This is a genomic window from Bordetella genomosp. 1, assembly GCF_002261335.1.
Lineage (GTDB): Bacteria > Pseudomonadota > Gammaproteobacteria > Burkholderiales > Burkholderiaceae_B > Bordetella.
The window spans coordinates 166,454-187,783 of sequence record NZ_NEVL01000002.1; the positions used below are offsets into that span (position 1 = coordinate 166,454).

Consider the following 21,330-nt stretch of genomic DNA (forward strand, 5'->3'; position numbering starts at 1 on the left):
CGCGGGCAAGGTACTTGCTGTATATCCTGACCCCTCTGCAAGTCTTTGATTTTGAAGGAGACCGCGATATGAATGCACCTACCCGCCCGCGCGTCGGCACGTCCGGCGAACCCGGTCACGACAACCTCAAGGAAGACGCGGTCGAGCGCGATCTCGACGAGGCCCTGCTCGAAACCTTCCCGGCGAGCGACCCCATCGCGATCCGCTCCGAAGACGACGATCGCGACGAAAAGCGCGACGAAGCGGTCGACCAGGCCCTGGACGACAGCTTTCCGGCCAGCGATCCGCCGGCGCCGACGCAGCCCGGCAAGCGCTGACCCGCTGTCCCCGACCCGCCCTCAGGCGGGTCTTCTTTTTGGGCGCGCAAATATTTCGCATGACCCGTCTTGAAACGTGGGTATTGGCCCCCATAGAGAGGGCTTGAGTCGAATCACTTTCCGGAGGACCCCCATGTCGGCACCCCACGAGCCGCTCGATTCCGTGCCCACGCCCGAGACGGGCGACGCCATCAGCCAGCAAGACGAAGTGGCTGCGCTGCGCGCGGAGCTCGAAGCCGCCCAGGCCACCATCCAGGCCCAGCAGGACCAGGTTCTGCGCGCCGTGGCTGAAGGCGAGAATGTGCGCCGTCGCGCCCAGGAAGACGTGTCCAAGGCCCGCAAGTTCGGCATCGAATCGTTTGCCGAAAGCCTCGTGCCCGTGAAGGACAGCCTGGAGGCCGCGCTGGCCCAGCCCGAACAGACGGTCGAGACCCTGCGCGAAGGCGTCGAAATGACCCTCAAGCAGCTGAGCGCCGCGTTCGAGCGCAACCAGCTCAAGGACATCAACCCCGCGCAGGGCGACAAGTTCGACCCGCATCAGCACCAGGCGATCTCGTCGGTGCCGGCGCCGCAACCCGCCAACACGGTGGTGCAGGTGCTGCAGAAGGGCTATGTGATCGCCGACCGCACGCTGCGTCCGGCCCTGGTGATCGTGTCCGCTGGCGAAGGCTGAACGATGTCTTCTGGCCCCGATTTTGATCCCAGCCAGGTCTTCGAGACGTTCTCGATGCGCCCGGTCGACAACGCCGGCTTCGATGCCGCGGTCGTCCAGGCGCCGGGCGACGACCTGCGCTGCGTCTTCCTCTGGGGCCAGGACTGCTACAACTGCAATATCTTCAAGCAGACGGCGCTGTTGCATCGCGACGCCCTGCTGGGCCTGGGGCTGTCGTGGTTCCAGGCCGATGTGTACGCCGACGAGGCGCTGGGCCGCCGGTTTTCGCTGCATGGCGTCCCGACATTCGTGTTGTACCGGGCCGGCAAGCGCCTGGGCCGCATCACCGGATGGCCCGGGTTGCCGCAGTTTTCGGCCGCGATCCAGCGATTGCAGTCGGGCTCTTGAAAAACCCCGAGCCCGACCCCAGTTAGGCTGGGACTGAGTTTTTCTTATCTAAATCACTGTTTTCACTAGGTATTCATACCATGAGCAAAATCATCGGCATCGACCTGGGCACGACCAATAGCTGCGTGGCAGTCATGGATGGCGGCCAGATCAAGATCATCGAAAACGCCGAAGGCGCCCGTACCACCCCCTCGATCGTCGCCTACATGGACGATGGCGAGACGCTGGTCGGCGCGCCGGCCAAGCGCCAGGCGGTCACCAACCCCAAGAACACCCTCTACGCCGTCAAGCGCCTCATCGGCCGCAAGTTCGACGAAAAGGCTGTCCAGAAAGACATCCACCTGATGCCCTACGGCATCGTGAAGGCCGACAACGGCGACGCGTGGGTGGAAGTGCGTGGCCAGAAGCTCGCGCCGCCGCAGGTGTCGGCCGAAGTGCTGCGCAAGATGAAGAAGACCGCCGAAGACTACCTCGGCGAGGAAGTCACCGAAGCCGTGATCACGGTGCCGGCCTACTTCAACGACAGCCAGCGCCAGGCCACCAAGGACGCCGGCCGCATCGCCGGTCTGGAAGTCAAGCGCATCATCAACGAGCCGACCGCGGCCGCGCTGGCCTTCGGCCTCGACAAGAACGAAAAGGGCGACCGCAAGATCGCCGTCTATGACCTGGGCGGCGGCACGTTCGACGTCTCGATCATCGAAATCGCCGACGTCGATGGCGAAAAGCAGTTCGAAGTGCTGTCGACCAACGGCGATACGTTCCTGGGCGGCGAAGACTTCGACCAGCGCATCATCGACTACATCATCGGTGAGTTCAAGAAAGAGCAGGGCGTCGATCTCTCGAAAGACGTGCTGGCCCTGCAGCGCCTGAAGGAAGCCGCCGAAAAGGCCAAGATCGAGCTGTCGTCGAGCCAGCAGACCGAGATCAACCTGCCGTACATCACGGCCGATGCCTCGGGCCCGAAGCACTTGAACCTGAAGGTCACGCGCGCCAAGCTGGAAGCGCTGGTCGAAGAGCTGATCGAGCGCACCATCGAGCCCTGCCGCGTCGCGATCAAGGATGCCGGCGTCAAGGTTTCCGACATCGATGACGTGATCCTGGTCGGCGGCATGACCCGCATGCCCAAGGTGCAGGACAAGGTCAAGGAATTCTTCGGCCGCGATCCGCGCAAGGACGTGAACCCCGACGAGGCCGTCGCCGCTGGCGCCGCCATCCAGGGCTCCGTGCTGTCGGGCGACCGCAAGGACGTGCTGCTGCTGGACGTGACGCCGCTGTCGCTGGGTATCGAAACCCTGGGCGGCGTGATGACCAAGATGATCCAGAAGAACACCACGATCCCGACGCGCTTCTCGCAGACGTTCTCGACGGCTGACGACAACCAGCCCGCCGTGACCATCAAGGTGTTCCAGGGTGAGCGCGAAATCGCCGCCGGCAACAAGGGCCTGGGCGAGTTCAACCTCGAAGGCATCCCGCCGGCGCCGCGTGGCCTGCCGCAGATCGAAGTCACGTTCGACATCGACGCCAACGGCATCCTGCACGTGTCCGCGAAGGACAAGGGCACGGGCAAGGAAAACAAGATCACCATCAAGGCGAACTCGGGCCTGTCGGAAGACGAGATCGAACGCATGGTGAAGGACGCCGAGGCCAACGCCGAGGAAGATCACCGCGTGGCCGAGCTGGCCCAGACGCGCAACCAGGCCGATGCCCTGGTGCACGCCACCCGCAAGTCGCTGACCGAATACGGCGACAAGCTGGAAGCCAGCGAGAAGGAAGCGATCGAAGCCGCGATCAAGGACGTCGAGGAAAGCCTCAAGTCCACCGACAAGGCCGAGATCGATGCCAAGGTCGAAGCGCTGACCACGGCCTCGCAGAAGCTGGGCGAGAAGATGTACGCCGACATGCAGGCGCAGCAGGCCTCGCAGCAGGCCCAGCACCAGCAGGCCGCCGACAACGCGAAGCCGGTCGACGACAATGTGGTCGACGCCGACTTCAAGGAAGTCAAGCGCGACCAGTAATGTCCGGTCTATGATGTTCGATTCCCGCCCGGTGGCCGGTTTTTCCGGCTCCCGGGCGGAGTCGTTGAAAGTTCCACGAATTTCGGCTCTTTCCGGAGCCCCGTAACCACCATGGCAAAACGCGATTACTACGAAGTCCTCGGCGTGGCGAAAAACGCCTCGGACGACGAGCTCAAGAAGGCCTACCGGAAGCTGGCCATGAAGTACCATCCGGACCGCAATCCGGACAACAAGGAAGCCGAAGAAAAGTTCAAGGAAGCCAAGGAGGCCTACGAGGTCCTGGGCGATGAACAGAAGCGCGGCGCCTACGACCGCTACGGTCACGCCGGCGTCGACCCCAATGCCGCCGGCATGGGCGGCGCGGGCATGGGCGGCGGCTTTGCGGATGCGTTCGGCGACATCTTCGGCGAGATCTTCGGCGCGGGTCGCCGGGGTGGCGGCGGCGGACCCCAGGTCTATCGCGGCGCCGACCTGAAGTACGCGCTCGAGATCACGCTGGAGCAGGCCGCGGCCGGCTTCGACACCGAGATCCGCGTGCCGAGCTGGGAAAACTGCGACACCTGCCACGGCTCGGGCGCCAAGCCCGGCACCACGCCCAAGACCTGCCGCACCTGCGGCGGCTCGGGCGCCGTGCGCATGCAGCAGGGCTTTTTCAGCGTGCAGCAGACCTGCCCGACCTGCCACGGCAACGGCAAGGAAATCACCGATCCCTGCCCGTCGTGCGACGGCGTGGGCCGCACCCGCCGCAACAAGACCCTCCAGGTCAAGATTCCGGCCGGTATCGACGACGGCATGCGCATCCGCTCCAGCGGCAACGGCGAGCCGGGCGTCAACGGCGGTCCTCCGGGCGATCTGTATGTGGAAATCCACATCAAGCAGCACCGGATCTTCCAGCGCGACGGCGACGACCTGCACTGCGAACTCACGATTCCGTTCACCACCGCTGCGCTCGGGGGCGACCTGCAGGTGCCCACGCTGGGCGGCAAGGCGGAGATCGCGATTCCCGAGGGCACGCAGTCGGGCAAGACCTTCCGCCTGCGCGGCAAGGGCATCCGCGGCGTGCGCGCGAGCTATCCCGGCGACCTCTATTGCCACGTCGTGGTCGAGACGCCGGTGCGCCTGAGCGACGAGCAGAAGAGCATCCTGCGCCAGTTCGAGGCCTCGCTCAACGACGGGGGCGACCGCCACTCGCCGCAGAGCAAGTCCTGGACGGATCGCGTGAAGGAATTCTTCAGCTGATCGGCGCTGGCGCCGCGCTCCTGGCGCGGCATGCATGACAAAACCCGGATGGCGCGCCATCCGGGTTTTTCTTTGTGCCGCGCATGAAAAACGCCCGCCGCCACGGAGTGGGACGACGGGCGCTGGGCCAGGGCGGGGCGGCGTTGCTCGCTTGCGCCGCGCCCCGCCTGGATCGGGGGGCTTACATCGGCGTGCGTTCGGGCGGGTAGTCCAGATTGCCGCGCGACACCAGGCCCTGTTCACGCGCCTGTTGCAGTTCGGCCTGGACCTGCTGGCGCGATTCGCTGCCGACCTTGCTGTCGAGCGACGCCTGCACCGGGTAGTCGAGCTGGCTCTCGGGCAGCATGCCGGCGGTGCGCGCGGCGTCCAGCTCCTCACGCACTTCGGCGCGCGTCAGCGGCGCTTCGGTCTGCACCATGGGGGGCGGGTAATCGAGGTTGCCGTAGGTCACGCGGCCCTGGTCGCGCGCCTGATCCAGCTCCGCGCGCACTTCGGCGCGGGTCGGCTCTCCTTGCGAGGTCATCGCGGATTCCGCAGCGGCGGTACCGGCGAAAGCGAACGTGGCGATGAGCGTTGCGGCCAGCGTCTTGTTCTTGAGCTTCATGATGATGTCCTCCTGGGTTGAGTCAGTCGGGCAAGATGAACCTTGCACGATTCCAGTGTGGCCATCCGGATTGCGGCGGGCAAGCCGCGAATGTGAGTCGATCTTTCCGCTTTGCCGCACGCCCTGGGGCCGCGGTTTTCCAAGGCTTGCGCCGTGTAGCGTTTTCTCACGGGCATGCAAAGGGATCCGACAGAGGTCGCGCCGGATTTTTCGCGACGTGAAATCCACGCGCGAAAAAAAGCCCGCCCTCGGGTCGAAGGCGGGCGTGGCGCCAGCGCCGGTGCGGCAGGCTCAGGGCGCGGTCTTGGACTTGGCCGCATCCGCCGGCGCGGGCGCCGGAGCGGGGGCGGGTGCCGTCTTGGGCGTGTCTTTCACGGCGGGTGCGGCGGCCGGCGTCTTGGGCGCGTCCGACGCATCCTTCTTGAAGTCGCCCGCCACGGCGGTGCTGAAGGCCTCGGGCTTGAGATACTTGCGCAGTGCCGCGTTGACCGCAGCCGGCGTGAGCCCGGCGATCTTCTTGTCCATCTCGGCCGACCAGGCGAAGGTACGTTGCGTGCGCAAGTAGTTGAGCCAGGTATTGGCCACCACGTCGTCCTGCGCACGCGCCAGGTTGCGGTAGTTGAGCAGCGCCTTCACGCCGTCGGCCACCTCGGCCTGGGTGAAGCCATCTTTCAGCACGCGCGCCAGCTCTTCCTTGACCGCCGTTTCGAGGCGGGCGCGGTTCTGCGGCGCGTAGATCGCGTAGATGGTCCAGCTGGCGCTCGGCTCGAACGACGAGACCGACAGCGTGCTGCGCACGTTGTACGACAGGCCGTCGGTTTCGCGCACGCGGTGCCACAGGCGCGAGGTTTCCGAGGTGCCGAGCAGGAAGTTGGCGAGGTACAGCGCGGCGTAGTCCGGATCGGTGTCGCGCAGCTCGATCGGCATGCGCGAGATGAAGAACGCATTGGCCTTGTCGGGCGTGGCGATGTCGAACTGCTTGGCCGGGACCTTGCGGAACGGATCGGGCACGCGGGTGTAGGCGGGCGCGCGCTGCCAGCCTTGCAGGCCGCTCTTGAGCGAGGCCTCGACCTTGGCCGCGTCGAAGTCGCCCACGGCCGCCAGCTTCACGGCGCCGGCGCCGTAGAACTTCTGGTGGGTCTTGACCAGCGTGTCGCGGTCGATGGCCTGCACGTTGGCCAGCGCCTCGTCGAAGGTCGGCACGTAGCGCAGGTCGTCGGCGGGCCAGGGGTTGTCGTTGCGGGCCAGGGCGCGCGAGGCCAGCGCGGTGGGCTCGGTCATGGCGCTCTGGATCGACGTGGTGGCCTGGCGCTTGTACTCGTCGATCTGTTCCTGCGGGAAATTGGCGTTGCGCAGCACGTCGAACACGAGCTCGATCAAGGCCGGGAGGTTCTGGCCGGTGGTCGACATGGACACGCTCAGGTCGGTGCCGCTGCCGTTGAACGAGACGTCGGCCTGGAGCTGGTCGATGCGATCCTGGATCTGCTGGCGCGTGAGCTTGTCGGTGCCGCGCGTGAGCAGGTCTGCCACGGCGCCGATGGCGGTGCGCTGGCCCTTGAGCGATTGCGCATCGCCGAACTGCAGCAGCAGGTCGGCCTGCACGCGGTCGCCGCGCGTGGCCTTGGGCAGCAGCGCCAGTTCGACCTTGCCGTTGGGCAGGTCGAGGACCTTGCGCTGCGTCAGCTTGTCGATGTTGGCCGGGGTGGGGTCGAAGGCCTCGACCGCCTTGAAGTCGGGATCGCCCTTGTAGTCCTTGAACACCGTGGTGAGGTCGACGCGCTCCTGCTGCGGCGCGCGCACCGGCTTCTCGGTGGGCAGGTAGCGGCCTTCGACGGCATTGCTCTGCACCAGATAGGCCTGGGCCACGCGCTGCACGTCGGCCAGCTTGGCCTCGCGCACGCGGTCGCGCTGCAGGAAGAACAGGCGCCAGTCGCCCGAGGCGATGGCTTCGGACAGCGCCACGCCGACCTTCTCGGGATCGCTGTAGGTCTGTTGCCAGCCGGTCAGCCATTTGTTGCGCGCGCGATCGAGCTCTTCGGCGGTGAAGGGCTTTTTCTCTAGGGACTGCAGCGTGTCGGTGAGCGCCTCGAGCGCATCGTCGGGATCCATGCCGGGCTGCAACTGCGCGCCGAACATCGCGATGCCCGGATCGAGCTGGTCCATCGTGAAGCCGAACACGCCGGCGGCCAGCTTGGTGGGCACCAGGGCGTGATACAGCCGGCCCGAGGGCGTGTCGGCCAGGATGGTGGCGGCCAGGTCCATCGGGATGAAGTCGGTGCTGCCGGCGGGCGGCACGTGGTACATCGCGGCGACCATCGGCGTGCCGCCGGCGCGGCGCAGCGTGACCGCGCGTTCGCCGTCCTGCGTGGGCTCGACGGTGTATTCGCGGCGCAGCGTGCGCTTGGGCTTGGGCAGCTTGCCGAGCGTGGACTTGATGTCGGCCAGCGCGACCTTCGGGTCGAACTTGCCGGCCACGATCAGCACCGCGTTATCGGGCTGGTAGTACTCGTGATAGAAGGCGCGCAGCTGGCCCACGTCGACGTTTTCCACGTCGGAACGCGCGCCGATGGTGCTCTTGCCGTAGTTGTGCCACTGGAAGGCCGCGGCCAGCATCTTCTGCATGAGCACGCGGAACGGGCTGTTTTCGCCGCTTTCCATTTCGTTGCGCACGACCGTCATTTCGGAATCGAGGTCGGCCTTGGCGATCGTGGAGTTCACCATTGCGTCGGCCTGCCAGCCGAGATACCAGCGCAGGGTGTCGGGGTTGGCTGCGAAGCTGGCGAAATAATTGGTGCGGTCGGCGGAGGTGGAGCCGTTGGCCTGCAGGCCGCGGCGCGAGAATTCGCCCAATGCATTGCGGGTGGTCGGCGTGCCCTTGAACAGCATGTGTTCGAGCAGGTGGGCCATGCCGGTCTGGCCGTAGTTTTCGTTGCGCGAGCCCACGAGGTAGGTCATGTTGACCGTGGTGGTGGGCTTGGACGCGTCGGGCACCAGCAGCACGCGCAGGCCGTTGGCCAGGCGGTATTCGGTAATGCCTTCGACCGAGGCGACCTCGGAGACACCTGCCGGGAGGGCCGCCCCGGCCTGGAAGGCCATGAAGGACGTGACCACTAGGGTGCCGAGTCGGCCCGACCACCTGATGAGCGAAAGACGCATGGTGAGGAATTCCCGTGATAGCGAAACGTTTTGGAGTGTATCCGTTGCCATAGGTTCCGCCCACACGACTGTTCAACAGACCGTATCAGAATGGATCACTGTTGCACTGGGAGCAACGATCAATCAGCGCGATTTGAATCCGTCCGAGGGTCGGGAGTACCATGGTTTCGTGGCTGCGCGCCACCCGGAAGCCCGCCCACGGCGGGCCTCCGCCACGGGATGCGCGAGCGCTCCGGCCCCGTCCGAGAGTTGTCCCGTCCTGCGTCATGCCTGCCCCGATCCGCCCGGATCGCCGCCCTGACGCCTGTTCGCCCGCCTTCGACGCCGGCCTCCTGCCGGCGTACCTAACCGGAGGAACGTTCCCCATGCTGACTGATACCGTCTCCCGCGCCCTGTCTCACCTGTTGGGCCGCCCGCTGCCCGAGAACCGCATCAAGGGCCATTTCCGCTACGCCTACGCCAGTGACGATGGACGCTATGTGGCCATCTACGGCCACGACACCACGACCTATGTGGTGGACGTGCAGGATGGCCGCTACTGCGCCGAGCGCGGCGTGCAACCCTGCGGCTTTGCCGGCCACGTGCTCGAGGTCGAGGATCCGCGCCGCCACCCGGTTGCGAGCGCACACAATCAATTCGACCTGGATCTGGACGCCGGCGAGATCCATTGGCGCGGCTGCCCCGGCCCGGGTCATCTGCTGGACCAGCAACGCGCCGCCTGAGGCGCGACAACGCACCGGGGCGCTCGCTACAATGCGCCGCATGACGCCAGCCGCCCCGCACTCCGCCTCCCCGACCTTCGCATTGCCACCGGGCGCCCGCCTGGTGGCGTGCACCCATGCGCGCCATGCGCAGGCCATTCTCGACATCCTCAACGACGCGATCCTCAACACCACCGCGCTCTACGACTACCAGCCGCGTCCGCTGGCGGCGATGGCGCCCTGGTTCGCGCTGAAGGAGCAGCACGGCTTTCCGGTGGCCGGGCTCGAAGACGAGGCAGGACGGCTGATGGGGTTTGCCAGCTACGGCACCTTCCGCAACTTTCCCGCCTTCAAGTATTCGGTGGAGCACTCGATCTACGTGGCGCCGGACTTTCGCGGCCGCGGCCTGGGCGAGGTGCTGCTGCGCCTGTTGATCGAGCAGGCGCGCGCCAACCAGGTGCATCTGGTGATCGGCGCGATCGACGCAACCAATGCGGCCAGCATCGCGCTGCATCGCAAGCTCGGATTCGTGCAGAGCGGCCTCATCACGCAGGCCGGCTTCAAGTTCGGCCGCTGGCTCGACCTGGCCTTCTACCAGCTCACGCTGGAGACGCCGGCCGAGCCGGTCGACGGCTGAGCGGCCGGCACGCGCCTCATTTCGCGAGCAGGCGCATCGCCTGCTCGAGCCCCGCCACCGTGACGGGGAACATGCGGTCCTGCATGATGTCGCGCATCAGCGCGATCGACTGGCGGTACTGCCAGTAGGCCGAGGGCTCGGGGTTGAGCCAGACCGCCTTGGGCCAGGCGTCGAGCAGGCGCCGCATCCACACCGCGCCGGTTTCCTTGTTGTAGTGTTCGACCGAGCCGCCCGGGTGCAGGATCTCGTACGGGCTCATCGTGGCGTCGCCGACGATGATGAGGCGCCAGTCGGGATTGAAGCGGCGCAGCACGTCCCAGGTGTCGAAACGCTCCTCGCGGCGGCGCCGGTTGTTCTGCCACAGGCTCTCGTAGGGGCAGTTGTGGAAGTAGAACACCTCGAGGTGGCGGAACTCGCTGCGCGCCGCCGAAAACAGCTCTTCGACGCGCGCGATGTGGTCGTCCATGCTGCCGCCCACGTCGAGCAGCATGAGCACCTTCACCGTGTTGCGGCGTTCCGGCACCATGCGCAGGTCGAGGTGGCCGGCGTTGCGCGCGGTGCTGGTGATGGTGTCGTCGAGATCGAGTTCCATGTCGGCGCCCTGGCGCGCGAAGCGCCGCAGCCGCCGCAACGCCACCTTGAAGTTGCGCGTGCCGAGCTCGACCTGGTCGTCGTAGTCGCGGAACTGCCGCATGTCCCAGACCTTCACGCCGGTGCGGTGGCCGGCCGATTCGCCGCCCACCCGGATGCCTTCGGGGTGATAGCCGCCGTTGCCGAAGGCCGAGGTGCCGCCGGTGCCGATCCATTTGTTGCCGCCGGCGTGGCGGTCTTTCTGCTCTTCGAGGCGCTGCTTGAAGAGCTCCATCAGCTTGTCCCACCCGTGCGCCTGGATCGCGGCCTTCTCCTCCTCGCTCAGGGTCTTCTCGAACTCCTTGATGAGCCAGTCGAGCGGCAGCTCCTTGCCCTCGGGTAGTTGCACCTGCAACTGCTTGTAGTAGGCCCCGAAGGCCTGGTCGTAGCGGTCGTAGAGGCTTTCGTCCTTGACCAGCGTGGCGCGCGCGAGGAAGTAGAAGTCGTCGAGCGTGGGCGGCATGATCTGCGCGCGCAGCGCCTGCAGCAGGGTCAGGTATTCGTTGACCGAGACCGGCAGCCGGTGCGCCCGCAGATGGTAGAAGAAGCCCGTGAGCATGGCGCCGCCTCAGCGCTTGGTGCGCGTCATGGAGGCCAGGCGTTCGAGCAGGTGCACGTCCTGCTCGTTTTTCAGCAGGGCGCCGGCGAGGATGGGCACGGCGGTGGCGGCATGCGCCTCGATCTGCGCGGCGGAGATGTCTTCGGCCAGCAGCAGGCGCAGCCAGTCGAGCAGCTCGGAGGTGGAGGGCTTCTTCTTCAGGCCGGGCGCCTCGCGCAGCGCGAAGAACGTGTCGAGCGCGGCGCGCAGCACGTCGGCGCGCAGCTCGGGGAAGTGCACGCCGACGATGTCGCGCATCGTCTCGCGCTCGGGAAAGCGGATGTAGTGGAAGAAGCAGCGGCGCAGGAAGGCGTCGGGCAGGTCTTTTTCGTTGTTGGAGGTGATGATGACCAGCGGGCGATGGCGCGCGGTGATGGTCTCGCGGGTCTCGTACACATGGAACTCCATGCGGTCGAGCTCGCGCAGCAGGTCGTTGGGGAATTCGATGTCGGCCTTGTCGATCTCGTCGATCAGCAGCACCACCGGCTCGTCGCTGTCGAAGGCCTGCCAGAGCGTGCCCTGGACGATGTAGTTGCGGATGTCGCGTACTTTTTCGTCGCCGAGCTGCGAGTCGCGCAGGCGCGACACGGCATCGTATTCATACAGGCCCTGGTGGGCCTTGGTGGTGGACTTGATGTGCCATTGCAGCAGCGGGCGGCCGAGCGCGCGCGCCACTTCTTCGGCGAGCATGGTCTTGCCGGTGCCGGGCTCGCCCTTGATGAGCAGCGGCCGCTGCAGCGTGAGGGCGGCGTTCACCGCGAGCTTGAGATCGTCGGTCGCGACGTAGCGATCGGTGCCTTCGAAACGGGCGGGCTGGCGTTCGGCTTGCGTGGAAAGAGACATAAGCAACCTGTGGCGTGCGCCCGCGGCGGGGCGCGATTCTCGGGGTCATTGCGTCCGCAGTGCAGCATAACGGCGGGCTTGCTTCCTGAGCAATTATCGTACAATCGATTGGTTTTGCGGCCGGGCCTGGCCCGATGCCATCCACAGCGTCGTTTCAGCCAACAAGAGTCACTCCAATGAAGTTTAATAACTCGATGAAGTGCAAGCTGTATGTGCTGTTGTCCCTTCTGGCCTCCTGTTCGATCAGCGGCCAGGCACTGGCCGCCGATGCCGCCGCGACTGCCGGCAGCGCCGAAAACGCCAGAGACAAGGTCTCCATGTGCATCGGGTGCCACGGCATCCCGGGCTACAAGGCCTCGTTCCCCGAGCTCTACCACGTGCCCATGATCGCGGGCCAGAACGCGAAATACATCGAAGCCGCGCTCACCGAGTACAAGAAAGGCAGCCGCAGCCATCCCACGATGGACGCCATCGCCGGCAGCCTCTCCGACCAGGATATCGCCGACCTGGCCGCGTACTACAGCAATCTCAAATGAGCCGGGGGCACACCATGAAGCGTTCGATGCTGGCCCTCGCGGGCCTCACCCTGATGCTGGGCGCCACCGCCCAGGCCCAGGACATAGCGGCCGGCAAGGCCGTGTTCGACAAACTCAACTGCGCGTCGTGCCATGGCGCCGACGCCAAGACCTCGGTGCAGCCCGAGTATCCGGTGCTGGCCGGCCAGCACGCGGATTACCTGGCCCACGCGCTGCGGGCCTACAAGCGCGGCGCCACTGGCAGCCCGGCCACGGCCAATGTGCGCAAGAACCCCATCATGGGTGCCTTCGCCGCACAGCTGTCCGACCAGGACATCGCCAACGTCGCGGCCTGGCTGGCGGCACAGCCGAGCAGCCTGGGCACGCGCAAGTAGCGCCTGGGCGGCGGCGGGCGCAGCCCGCCGCGCGGTCCGCGCCCCGACCCCGCAAAGCATGGCCCGTGCCAGGTCACGGGCGGTTGCACGCGCGCGCGCGCCGCAGGCGGTTTCTTTCGCCCGCCTGCGCGCACTTCCCTCTAGAATTCAGTGAATGAGGTTTCCCGGCCCGCATGGGCCGTCGTGCTTTTCGCTGGAGATGGACCCGGATGGTCGCAAGCGCTACGCCGTCGCAGGAGGCACCGTTGCGTGATGAGGTCGCGCGCCGGCTCGGCGCGCCTTCCAATCTGTATGCGAGCGAGGCGTCGGGGCTGTGGGCCTACGCGCAGGCCGCCTGGCTCGACAACCCGCTGCCGGCGCTGCTCAAGGAACGGCTGATCGTTCACCTGTCGCGCAGTTGCCCGGCCCGCTACTGTCTCGTGCGGCACGTCGGTTTTCTGCTGGGCGAGGGCCTGCTGGCGGGCGACGCCACGGCCACCGCGCTCGACCTTCCCGAGGTGTTGCGGCTGCTGCGCCGGCCCGCGCCCGACGCCGACACGCTCGATGAGATCGTGGCACGGCTGGCCCAGGAGCCCGAGGCCCGGGCGCTGCCGCCCTCCGGCAGCGAGGCCGAGGCCGAGCTGCTCGACGTGCTGGCCGCGATGTTTCTCGCGCCTTCGCGTTCGGCGCGGCTCGGCGCCGCCGTCCGGCAGGCGTACGGCGCGCAGCGCTTCGACCAGCTCACCCAACTGATGGCCTTCGTGCGCGCGGCGCATCACTGGACCGAGCTGCACGCCGGCATCGACATCGAGCCCGACATGCTGGCGCGGATGAGCGCCCATCCCGAGCTGGAGGCGCTGCTGCGCGACTCGCGCGGCGCCATCGACGCCGCGGAAAACATGCAGCTGCGCCAGGCCCTGCACGAGCTCGAGCGCGCGGGCGGCGCGGTCCAGGAGACCGAGGCGGCCGTGGGCCTGGTGGCCGGCATCGCGCAGGCGACCTGGGAGGCCAACAGCGCCGGCCGGCCCGTGTCCGATAGCCCGAGCTGGCGCGCCTACACCGGGCAGTCGCGCGAAGAATGGCTCGCCAGCGGCGGGCTGGGCGCCATCCATCCGGACGATCGCGAACAGGCCGACCAGGCCTGGCGCGAGGCGGTGGCGCGGGGCAGCGGCATGAATGCCGAGTTCAGGCTCTGGCACGCCGCCAGCCGCAGCTACCGCTGGACCAACGTGCGCGCCGCGCCGGTGCGGCTCGAAGACGGCCAGATCACCAAATGGCTGGGCATGAACCTGGACATCCACGAGCGCCGCGAGGCCGAGACCCGGCTGCGCGAACGCGAGGCCGACCTGGCGCGGGTGCAACGCATCGGCGAGGTGGGCGGCGTGGACATCGACGTGGCGGGCGGCATGCGCAGCAGCCGTTCGCCGGAATACCTGCGCCTGCACGGCCTGACGGAGAAAAACCGCGAAGAGACCCACGACCAGTGGGTGGCGCGCCTGCATCCCGACGACCGCGACCGTGCACAGCGCATCCTGATGCAGGCGCTGGCCGGCCCGGGCAACAGCTATGACAGCGAATATCGCATCGTGCGCCCCTCCGACGGCAAGGTGCGCTGGATCCATGCGCGTGCCGACGTCGAGCGCGATGCGCAGGGGCGCGCGGTGCGGCTGGTCGGCGCGCACCTCGACGTGACCGAGCGGCGCGAGTTCGAGGACCGCCAGCGCGTGCTGGTGGCGGAGTTGCAGCACCGCACGCGCAACCTGCTGGGCGTGGTGCGCGCGATGGCCGACAAGACCGTGCGTTCCAGCGTGAGCCTGAAGGATTTCCGCCACCGCTTCAGCGACCGGCTCGATGCGCTGGGCCGGGTGCAAGGGCTGCTGTCGCGCCTGAACGAGCACGACCGCGTGGCCTTCGACGAATTGATCCGCACCGAGCTGTCGGCCATGGCCGGGCTCACGTCGCGCGTGGTGCTGGAAGGGCCCGCGGGCGTGCGGCTGCGTTCATCCACGGTGCAGATGCTGGCCATGGGCCTGCACGAGCTGGCCACCAACGCGGTGAAGTACGGCGCGCTCGGGCAGCCGGCGGCGCGGCTCGTGATTCGCTGGACCTTCGAGGCAGAGGGCGAGCAGGGCAAGCCCTGGCTGCACATCGATTGGCGCGAGAGCCGGGTGGTGATGCCCGCGCCGGGCGAGGCGCCGCGCGGAACCGGCCAGGGTCGCGAACTGGTCGAGCGCGCGCTGCCGTATCAACTCAACGCGCGCACCAGCTTCGTTCTGGGCGAGGACGGCCTGCATTGCCGCATCTCGCTGCCGGTGTCGGAAACGCTGCCCGACGGCGCCGAGGCGCCCTGAGCGCTGACGGCGTCAGGGGTGCTGGTCGATGACCTGGCAGATGCCGCCCAGCATGACGGCGGTGTTGTAGGGCTTGACGAACCGGGCCACCTGGCCGAACCGGGGCGGGATCGACGTGGCGTCGTAGCCGGTCGTGAACACGAACGGCACGCCCCGCTCCATCAGCCGGTCGGCCAGCGGGAACACCGGCTGGCCGCCGAGGTTCACGTCGAGGATGGCGGCGTCGAGCACCTCGGCGTCCTGCACGAATTTCAGGGCTTCGTCGACATTGCCCACCATGCCGGCCACCGTGGCGCCGGCGTCTTCGAGCTCATATTGCAGAAACTCGGCGATCATGTACTCATCTTCGACGATCAGTATGCGGCGTCCGCGCAGACTGCCTTCAGTCATCTTCGCCTCCCGAGTGGTCTTGTTTTGATGTTCTGGATTGGGATGCCGTGCGCAAAAAGCGTGCCGCAGCCCGCCCCAGTATGACAGCGACAGCGATGTCAGCGCGAGGCGCGCTGACGGATCAGGTCGATATAGACGTCGCTGTCGAGCGGGGTACCCAGGCGCTGGGCCTCCCAGACCACCTGGCCCAGGCATTCCATGATCTCGTGCGCGGCCTGGTGCGCATCGCCGCGGCCCACCAGGCGCTGATAGGCATCCCGGATGCCGCGCGGGTGGTCGATCGAGAGCTGCTCGGCGATCGCCAGGTGCATCGACAGGTGCAGGAACGGGTTGGTGCGGCCTTTCTCGACCGGGTACTCGGCCGTCATGGCGTCGGGGCTTTCGAGGTCTTCGTGGTACTCGGGATGCTCCAGCATCCAGTCGAGGGCCATCAGCTCGAGCGGGGTCATCACCTCATTGGCGCGGTGTTTGCGCCAGGCGGCGATGAAGAATTCGCGGACTTGGTCGCGTGAGGGGTTGAACATGCGGGTGTGCCAGAAAGCAGCTCAAAGGCATATTTTACCGCTGTGTGCAGGGACTTCCGCCGGATGACCCTGGGGGCGGGATAGAATGGGTTGTATCCGGCCCCCAAAGGGCCGCCGCCGGAAACGGGCCGCGCCACAGCGGTGTCTTTCCCGGTGCGACACAGGAAAAAGGCCACGCGCCACGAATCCCTCGGAGCCTCCCGGAGCAGTCATGTCCTACCAACACATCAAGGTGCCCGCCGCGGGCGAAAAGATCACGGTCAACGCCGATAACACCCTGAACGTGCCCGATCAGGTGGTGATTCCCTATATCGAGGGTGACGGCACCGGCGCCGATATCACCCCGGTGATGATCAAGGTCGTGGACGCGGCGGTGGCCAAGGCCTACGGCGGCCAGCGCAAGATCCACTGGATGGAGGTGTATGGCGGCGAGAAGGCCACCCGGGTCTATGGCCCCGACGTGTGGCTGCCCGACGAAACGCTCGAGGTGGTGAAAGACTACGTGGTGTCGATCAAGGGCCCCATGACCACCCCGGTGGGCGGCGGCATGCGCTCGCTCAACGTGGCGCTGCGCCAGAAGCTCGACCTGTATGTCTGTCTGCGCCCGGTGCGCTACTTCAAGGGCGTGCCCTCGCCGGTGCGCGAGCCCGAAAAGACCGACATGGTGATCTTCCGCGAAAACTCCGAAGACATCTACGCCGGCATCGAGTACCCGGCCGAGTCGCCCGAGGCGCGCGAGCTGATCGAGTTCCTGCAGCAGAAGCTCGGCGTCAACAAGATCCGCTTCCCCAACACCACCGCGATCGGCATCAAGCCGGTGTCGCGCGAGGGCACCGAGCGCCTGGTGCGCAAGGCCCTGCAATACGCCATCGACAACGACCGTTCCTCGGTCACGCTGGTGCACAAGGGCAACATCATGAAGTTCACCGAAGGCGGTTTCCGCGACTGGGGCTATGCCCTGGCGCGCAACGAATTCGGCGCGACCCAGATCGACGGCGGCCCGTGGTGCAAGATCAAGAACCCGCGCACCGGCCGTGACATCGTCATCAAGGATTCCATCGCCGATGCGTTCCTGCAGCAGGTGCTGCTGCGTCCGGCCGAATACGACGTGATCGCCACGCTCAACCTCAACGGCGACTACATCTCCGACGCCGTGTCGGCGCAGGTCGGCGGCATCGGCATCGCGCCGGGCGGCAACATCTCCGATTCGGTCGCGATGTTCGAGGCCACGCACGGTTCGGCGCCCAAGTACGCGGGCAAGGACTACGTCAACCCGGGCTCCGAGATCCTGTCGGCCGAAATGATGCTGCGTCACATGGGCTGGCTCGAGGCGGCCGACCTGATCGTGGCCAGCATGGAGAAGTCGATCCAGTCCAAGAAGGTCACCTACGATTTCGCCCGCATGCTGCCCGGCGCGGAGCAGGTGTCGTGCTCGGGCTTTGGCCAGGTCATGATCGACAACATGTAGGCAGGCGGCGACGCCCCGACCAACCGGCCCGCTGGGCCGGTTTTTTTTCGTCAGACGAATGCTTGATCTCGATCAAGCGCCGCGCTCGCGCATCTGTGTGCGGCTCACCGCGACCCGATACGCTACCCATACAAAAAGAAACATCGAGTCATTGTTGGAAGCGTGCGGCGTGGCCGTGCCTTCCGGTTCCTGCGAAAGAGGTGCTTGTGAATCTGTCGAGTCTGCGTACGCAGCTGTGGTTGTTCGTGGTGGCAACGGGCGTGGTGTTGCTGGCGTTGGGAGGATGGGACGCGGCGATGCGCCGCGCCGACCTGGTGGAGGAGCGCAAGGCGGCGTTGCAGCACGCGTTGCAGCTGGCCGAGGGCATCGTGGCGCGCGCCCGGGCCGACGTGGCGGCGGGCAGGCCGGTGGACAAGGCGCGCCAGGATGCGGCGACCCGCCTGTCGGCCCTGCGCTATGGCGAAGATGGCTACATCGGCGTGATGGATGACCGCTACGTGGTCCAGGCCCATCCCGATCCCAAGCTGGTGGGGCGGCGCGTCGGCGACGTGACCGATGCCGATGGCGTGAAGATCTTCGAGGTGCTGCTGCGCGCGGGCAAGGCGGGCGGCGGTGCGGTCGAGTACCGGTTTCCGCGCCCGGGCAGCGACGAGGCGCTGGCCAAGCTCAGCTACGCGGTCTACGACCCGCAATGGAACTGGCTGCTCTACACCGGCCTCTACATGGACGACGTGAACCAGGCGTTCTTCGCCACGCTGCTGCGCCAGGCGCTGGTGGCGGGCGGGCTGCTGCTGGTGCTGGCCGTCGGCGCGCTGACCTTTTTCCATCGCCGCATCCTCAAGCCCATCGACGAGGTGATCGGGGTCTGCGAACGCGTGGCCGAGGGCGACCTGAGCGTGGTGATTCCGCCCGGCCAGGGGGGCGAGGTCGGGCATCTGTTCGAGGCGATGGAGCGCATGCGCCAGCGCCTGGAGCAGGCCGTGGGCGGCATCGTGGCGGCCACCGGCGCCATCGCCGCGGCCGCGCGCCAGATCGCGGCCGGCAGCATCGACCTGTCGGATCGCACCGAGAAGCAGGCCGCGGCGCTGGAGCAGACCGCCGCCAGCGTCGAACAGATCGCCGCCACGGTGAAGGAAAGCGCCGAGTCGGTGGCCGAGGTCAGCCGGCTGGCGAGCGACGCGGCGCAACTGGCGTCGGCCGGCGGCGCGCAGGCCGGGCAGGCCATGGACGCCATGCGCGACATCGCGGCCGGCTCGCGCCGCATCACCGAGATCACCACGTTGATCGACGCGATCGCGTTCCAGACCAACATCCTGGCGCTCAACGCCGCCGTGGAGGCGGCCCGCGCCGGCGAACAGGGCCGCGGCTTCGCGGTGGTGGCCGGCGAGGTGCGGGCCCTGGCGCAGCGTTCCGCGCACGCGGCACGCGAGATCACGCAGCTCATCGAGGTCACCACGACCTCGATCGACACCGGCCGTTCGCGGGTCGAGCAGGCCAGCGGCACGATGGCGCAGGTCTCCGAATCGGCCGGCACCAGCGCGCCGCTGATGGGCGAGATCGCCACCGCCTCGGCCGAACAGAGCCAGGGCATCGAGCAGATCAACCGGGCGGTCACGCACCTCGACGGCGTCACGCAGCAGAACGCCGCGCTGGTCGAGGAGTTCGCCGCCAGCGCCGGCATGCTGCAGCAGCAGGCCGAGACGCTGGCCCGGCTGGTGTCGGCCTTCAGGCTGCGGGGCGCAATCTAGGGTGCGGTTGCAGCGCCTGCAGTGCGCGGCGCAGCCGCTCGGCGAGCTCGGCGGCGCCCGCCATCATCGGCGCCCGCAGCTCGTCGCACAGCAGCCCCTGCAGCGCGAGCGCCTTCTTGATGCCGGCCGGATTGGGTTCGCTGTAGAGCAGCCGGATGAGCGGGCGCAGCGCGTCGAAGCGCGCACGCGCCTCGTCGTGGCGGCCGGTGCGCACGCACTCGAACAGGTCCACGTAGCGCTCGGGCAGCACGTGGGCGCAGGCCGGAATCGCGCCACGGCCGCCCGCCAGCAGGTGATCGAGCAGGGCACCGTCCTCGCCGCACAACGCCGGCAGCGTGCCGCGCGCCTGCAGCACCGACAGCGCGACGGGATCGCATTCCTTGATGGCGACCACGTTGGCGAGCTGCGCCAGCGCCTCCACCGACTCGACCGTCAGCGCGCAGCCGGTGCGCCGGGGCACGTTGTAGAGCACGATCGGCGTGCGGGTGGCCCAGCTCAGCTGGCGATAGTGCCAGAGCATGCCGGCCTGGCTCGGGCACAGGTAGTACGGCGGCGGTGCCAGCCAGGCGACCGGCGCGAGCCGGTCGAGCCGGCGCATCGTCGCGATCACGCCGCGCGTGTCCACGCCGCCCACGCCGAACACCAGCGGCAGGGCATGCGGATCGGCGCGGATGGCGTCGACCATCTCGGTCTTCTCGCTCACGCTCAGCAGATTGCCTTCGCCGGTGGAGCCGAACAGCACCAGTCCGCGGATGCCGGCATCGCGGTAGTAGCGCGCCAGCGACTGCGCGGCGAGCAGGTCGACGCGGCCTTGCCGCATCGGCGTGACCAGCGGCAGCCAGATGCCTTCGAACAGGGCGCCGGCGGCGTGGGGGCGGGGACGGTCGGGCAGGGAAAGAGGCATGAGGAATCTCCGCGGCTCAGGAAATCAGCACGCTGCGCGCGCCATGGGCCGGGCCGAACTCGGCGCGCGGCAGGGTGCTCATCAACAGGTCCATGGCGCGGGCCAGCTCGGTGCTGGCGCCGTGCAGCGTCACGCCGCATTCGCGGCCGGCGCGGGTGCGGCAGGCGATGGCCAGGCGCACGGCCGGGATGGCCCGGCGCAGGGCGGCGCGCATCGGGGCCAGCTGGGCGGTGTCGATGCGCACGAACAGGCTGTCGGGAGCGGGGCGGTGGCGTTGCGCAGAAGCGGGGCGAGGATTCATGGTGTCGGTGCCGGACGGCGGTGGTGAATGACGCCTTCACTATAGGAACGCGGCCGTAAATGCCGCGCAGATAAACCGCCGCCCCGCATAAAAATCGCGTCAACGGCGGGCGCTCAGATCGTGCGCGTGAGGCTGGCCAGCGCGGTGCCGCGGCCCATGTCGCGGCCGTCGGCATTGGTGTAGGCGCGGCGGTCGGCGTTGGTGTCGATGTAGGCCAGCGAGGCGCTCCAGCCGGCGCCGAAGTCCTTGGTGAGCCCGGCCTTCCAGTCCCAGTAGGAGGCATGATCGACGTTGCGCACGTACTGGTAGCCCGCGTGCAGGTTCAGCGTGAGGCCCCAGACGCCGGTGTCGAAGTTGCCGCTCAGGTCGTAGTACTGGCTGTTGCGGCTGCGGGCGAAGCCGAACAGATTGGTGAGGCTGTGCGACACCTTGAACGTCACGGGGCCGGCGCCCAGGCCGGCGTAGAGTTCGGTGGTGTAGGGGCGGGTGTAGCCCGAGGGATAGTCGCCCGGGTAGTAGTACTGCAGCACGCCCACGTCGAGATCGAGCGTCTCGCCGAGCTTGCCCTTGTAGCCGCCGTAGAAGTCCATTTCGAGCGGCGCCGAGACCGCGTCGTTGCCGTCTCCCAGCCAGCTGATGGTCGAGTTCCAGTTGCCGGCATAGAAGCCGCTGGGATGGCTGTAGTCGAAGCCGCCTTGCAGCGCGGGCTTGTTGTTGGTCTGCATCAGGCCGCGATAGCGGTATTGGCTCGCCACCGACAGATTGGCCGTGAGGCTGCCGTCGGCGTCGGCTGCGGCGTGGACGGCAGGCGCGGTGAAGGCCGCGAGCGTGGCGGAAAGGGCGGCGGCCGACAGAAGGCGGGGGGTGTTGCGCGTGGGTTTCATGGTGCTCCATAGGGGTGTGTACCGGGAGCGCCAAGATAGGGGTTGCGGCATAAGCGCCGCATAAATACTCG

21 protein-coding genes are annotated in these 21,330 nt (G+C 67.5%); 12 read left to right on the forward strand and 9 right to left on the reverse strand.

The features are described from left to right. Positions 1-68: 68 nt before the first annotated feature. The 5 genes from CEG14_RS05950 (at position 69) to dnaJ (ending at position 4,631) form a co-directional block, all read left to right on the forward strand. Positions 69-317: a hypothetical protein gene (locus tag CEG14_RS05950; RefSeq protein ID WP_094825448.1), complete on the forward strand. Its 249-nt coding sequence runs from the start codon at positions 69-71 to the stop codon at positions 315-317. A gap of 133 nt (positions 318-450) precedes the next feature. Further along, on the forward strand, positions 451-990 hold the full coding sequence (grpE, locus tag CEG14_RS05955) for a nucleotide exchange factor GrpE (RefSeq protein ID WP_094825449.1): 540 nt from the start codon (positions 451-453) through the stop codon (positions 988-990). Between the two features lie 3 nt (positions 991-993). Next, positions 994-1,377: a thioredoxin family protein gene (locus tag CEG14_RS05960; RefSeq protein ID WP_094825450.1), complete on the forward strand. Its 384-nt coding sequence runs from the start codon at positions 994-996 to the stop codon at positions 1,375-1,377. An 80-nt stretch (positions 1,378-1,457) separates the two neighbouring features. After that, on the forward strand, positions 1,458-3,392 hold the full coding sequence (gene dnaK / locus CEG14_RS05965; RefSeq protein ID WP_094825451.1) for a molecular chaperone DnaK: 1,935 nt from the start codon (positions 1,458-1,460) through the stop codon (positions 3,390-3,392). Positions 3,393-3,503: 111 nt separating this feature from the next. Next, a complete protein-coding gene (dnaJ, locus tag CEG14_RS05970; protein WP_094825452.1) occupies positions 3,504-4,631 on the forward strand; it encodes a molecular chaperone DnaJ in 1,128 nt (375 codons plus the stop codon). Between the two features lie 181 nt (positions 4,632-4,812). On the opposite strand, the gene CEG14_RS05975 is transcribed toward dnaJ, so the two are convergent. Then, positions 4,813-5,235 (reverse strand): DUF4148 domain-containing protein, encoded by a 423-nt coding sequence (locus CEG14_RS05975; protein WP_094825453.1) that lies wholly within the window; start codon positions 5,233-5,235, stop codon positions 4,813-4,815. A 291-nt stretch (positions 5,236-5,526) separates the two neighbouring features. Further along, entirely contained in the window at positions 5,527-8,391 is a 2,865-nt protein-coding gene (locus tag CEG14_RS05980) for a M16 family metallopeptidase (protein WP_094825454.1), read from the reverse strand. A gap of 365 nt (positions 8,392-8,756) precedes the next feature. Here CEG14_RS05980 and CEG14_RS05985 point away from each other — a divergent pair, with 365 nt between their 5' ends. Together CEG14_RS05985 and CEG14_RS05990 are read left to right on the forward strand one after the other, a co-directional pair. Then, the gene (locus tag CEG14_RS05985) at positions 8,757-9,113 is read left to right on the forward strand and encodes a hypothetical protein (RefSeq protein WP_094825455.1); all 357 of its coding nucleotides are present in this window, start codon (positions 8,757-8,759) and stop codon (positions 9,111-9,113) included. Between the two features lie 40 nt (positions 9,114-9,153). Then, entirely contained in the window at positions 9,154-9,729 is a 576-nt protein-coding gene (locus CEG14_RS05990; RefSeq protein WP_094825905.1) for a GNAT family N-acetyltransferase, read from the forward strand. A 16-nt stretch (positions 9,730-9,745) separates the two neighbouring features. Here CEG14_RS05990 and CEG14_RS05995 read toward each other — a convergent pair whose 3' ends face one another. Further along, positions 9,746-10,918, reverse strand: coding sequence for a vWA domain-containing protein (locus CEG14_RS05995; protein WP_094825456.1), 1,173 nt, complete (start codon positions 10,916-10,918; stop codon positions 9,746-9,748). Positions 10,919-10,927: 9 nt separating this feature from the next. Beyond that, positions 10,928-11,800, reverse strand: coding sequence for an AAA family ATPase (locus CEG14_RS06000; protein ID WP_094825457.1), 873 nt, complete (start codon positions 11,798-11,800; stop codon positions 10,928-10,930). 176 nt (positions 11,801-11,976) lie between these two features. Between CEG14_RS06000 and CEG14_RS06005 the strand changes: the two genes are divergently transcribed. The 3 genes from CEG14_RS06005 to CEG14_RS06015 all read left to right on the forward strand — a co-directional run bounded on the left by CEG14_RS06005 (position 11,977) and on the right by CEG14_RS06015 (position 15,040). Next, on the forward strand, positions 11,977-12,336 hold the full coding sequence (locus tag CEG14_RS06005; RefSeq protein WP_176461398.1) for a c-type cytochrome: 360 nt from the start codon (positions 11,977-11,979) through the stop codon (positions 12,334-12,336). A 14-nt stretch (positions 12,337-12,350) separates the two neighbouring features. Further along, positions 12,351-12,710: a c-type cytochrome gene (locus CEG14_RS06010; protein ID WP_094825459.1), complete on the forward strand. Its 360-nt coding sequence runs from the start codon at positions 12,351-12,353 to the stop codon at positions 12,708-12,710. 245 nt (positions 12,711-12,955) lie between these two features. Continuing rightward, on the forward strand, positions 12,956-15,040 hold the full coding sequence (locus CEG14_RS06015; protein WP_094825460.1) for a sensor histidine kinase: 2,085 nt from the start codon (positions 12,956-12,958) through the stop codon (positions 15,038-15,040). Positions 15,041-15,052: 12 nt separating this feature from the next. On the opposite strand, the gene CEG14_RS06020 is transcribed toward CEG14_RS06015, so the two are convergent. Next, complete coding sequence (locus tag CEG14_RS06020) at positions 15,053-15,430, reverse strand: response regulator (protein WP_094825461.1); 378 nt, start codon at positions 15,428-15,430, stop codon at positions 15,053-15,055. 98 nt (positions 15,431-15,528) lie between these two features. Next, positions 15,529-15,954, reverse strand: a complete 426-nt coding sequence (locus CEG14_RS06025; protein ID WP_094825462.1) for a DUF1841 family protein — start codon at positions 15,952-15,954, stop codon at positions 15,529-15,531. Positions 15,955-16,165: 211 nt separating this feature from the next. On the opposite strand from CEG14_RS06025, the gene icd reads away from it, so the two are divergent. Together icd and CEG14_RS06035 are read left to right on the forward strand one after the other, a co-directional pair. Beyond that, positions 16,166-17,422, forward strand: a complete 1,257-nt coding sequence (icd, locus tag CEG14_RS06030; protein WP_094825463.1) for an NADP-dependent isocitrate dehydrogenase — start codon at positions 16,166-16,168, stop codon at positions 17,420-17,422. A 206-nt stretch (positions 17,423-17,628) separates the two neighbouring features. Further along, the gene (locus tag CEG14_RS06035) at positions 17,629-19,170 is read left to right on the forward strand and encodes a methyl-accepting chemotaxis protein (protein WP_094825464.1); all 1,542 of its coding nucleotides are present in this window, start codon (positions 17,629-17,631) and stop codon (positions 19,168-19,170) included. Here CEG14_RS06035 and CEG14_RS06040 read toward each other — a convergent pair. The 3 genes from CEG14_RS06040 to CEG14_RS06050 form a co-directional block, all read right to left on the reverse strand. After that, positions 19,148-20,074, reverse strand: a complete 927-nt coding sequence (locus CEG14_RS06040) for a dihydrodipicolinate synthase family protein (protein ID WP_094825465.1) — start codon at positions 20,072-20,074, stop codon at positions 19,148-19,150. The two genes, CEG14_RS06035 and CEG14_RS06040, sit on opposite strands and share 23 nt — an antisense overlap. 16 nt (positions 20,075-20,090) lie before the next feature. After that, positions 20,091-20,375, reverse strand: a complete 285-nt coding sequence (locus tag CEG14_RS06045) for a hypothetical protein (protein WP_094825466.1) — start codon at positions 20,373-20,375, stop codon at positions 20,091-20,093. 113 nt (positions 20,376-20,488) lie between these two features. Continuing rightward, a complete protein-coding gene (locus CEG14_RS06050) occupies positions 20,489-21,259 on the reverse strand; it encodes a TorF family putative porin (RefSeq protein WP_094825467.1) in 771 nt (256 codons plus the stop codon). Positions 21,260-21,330 lie beyond the last annotated feature (71 nt).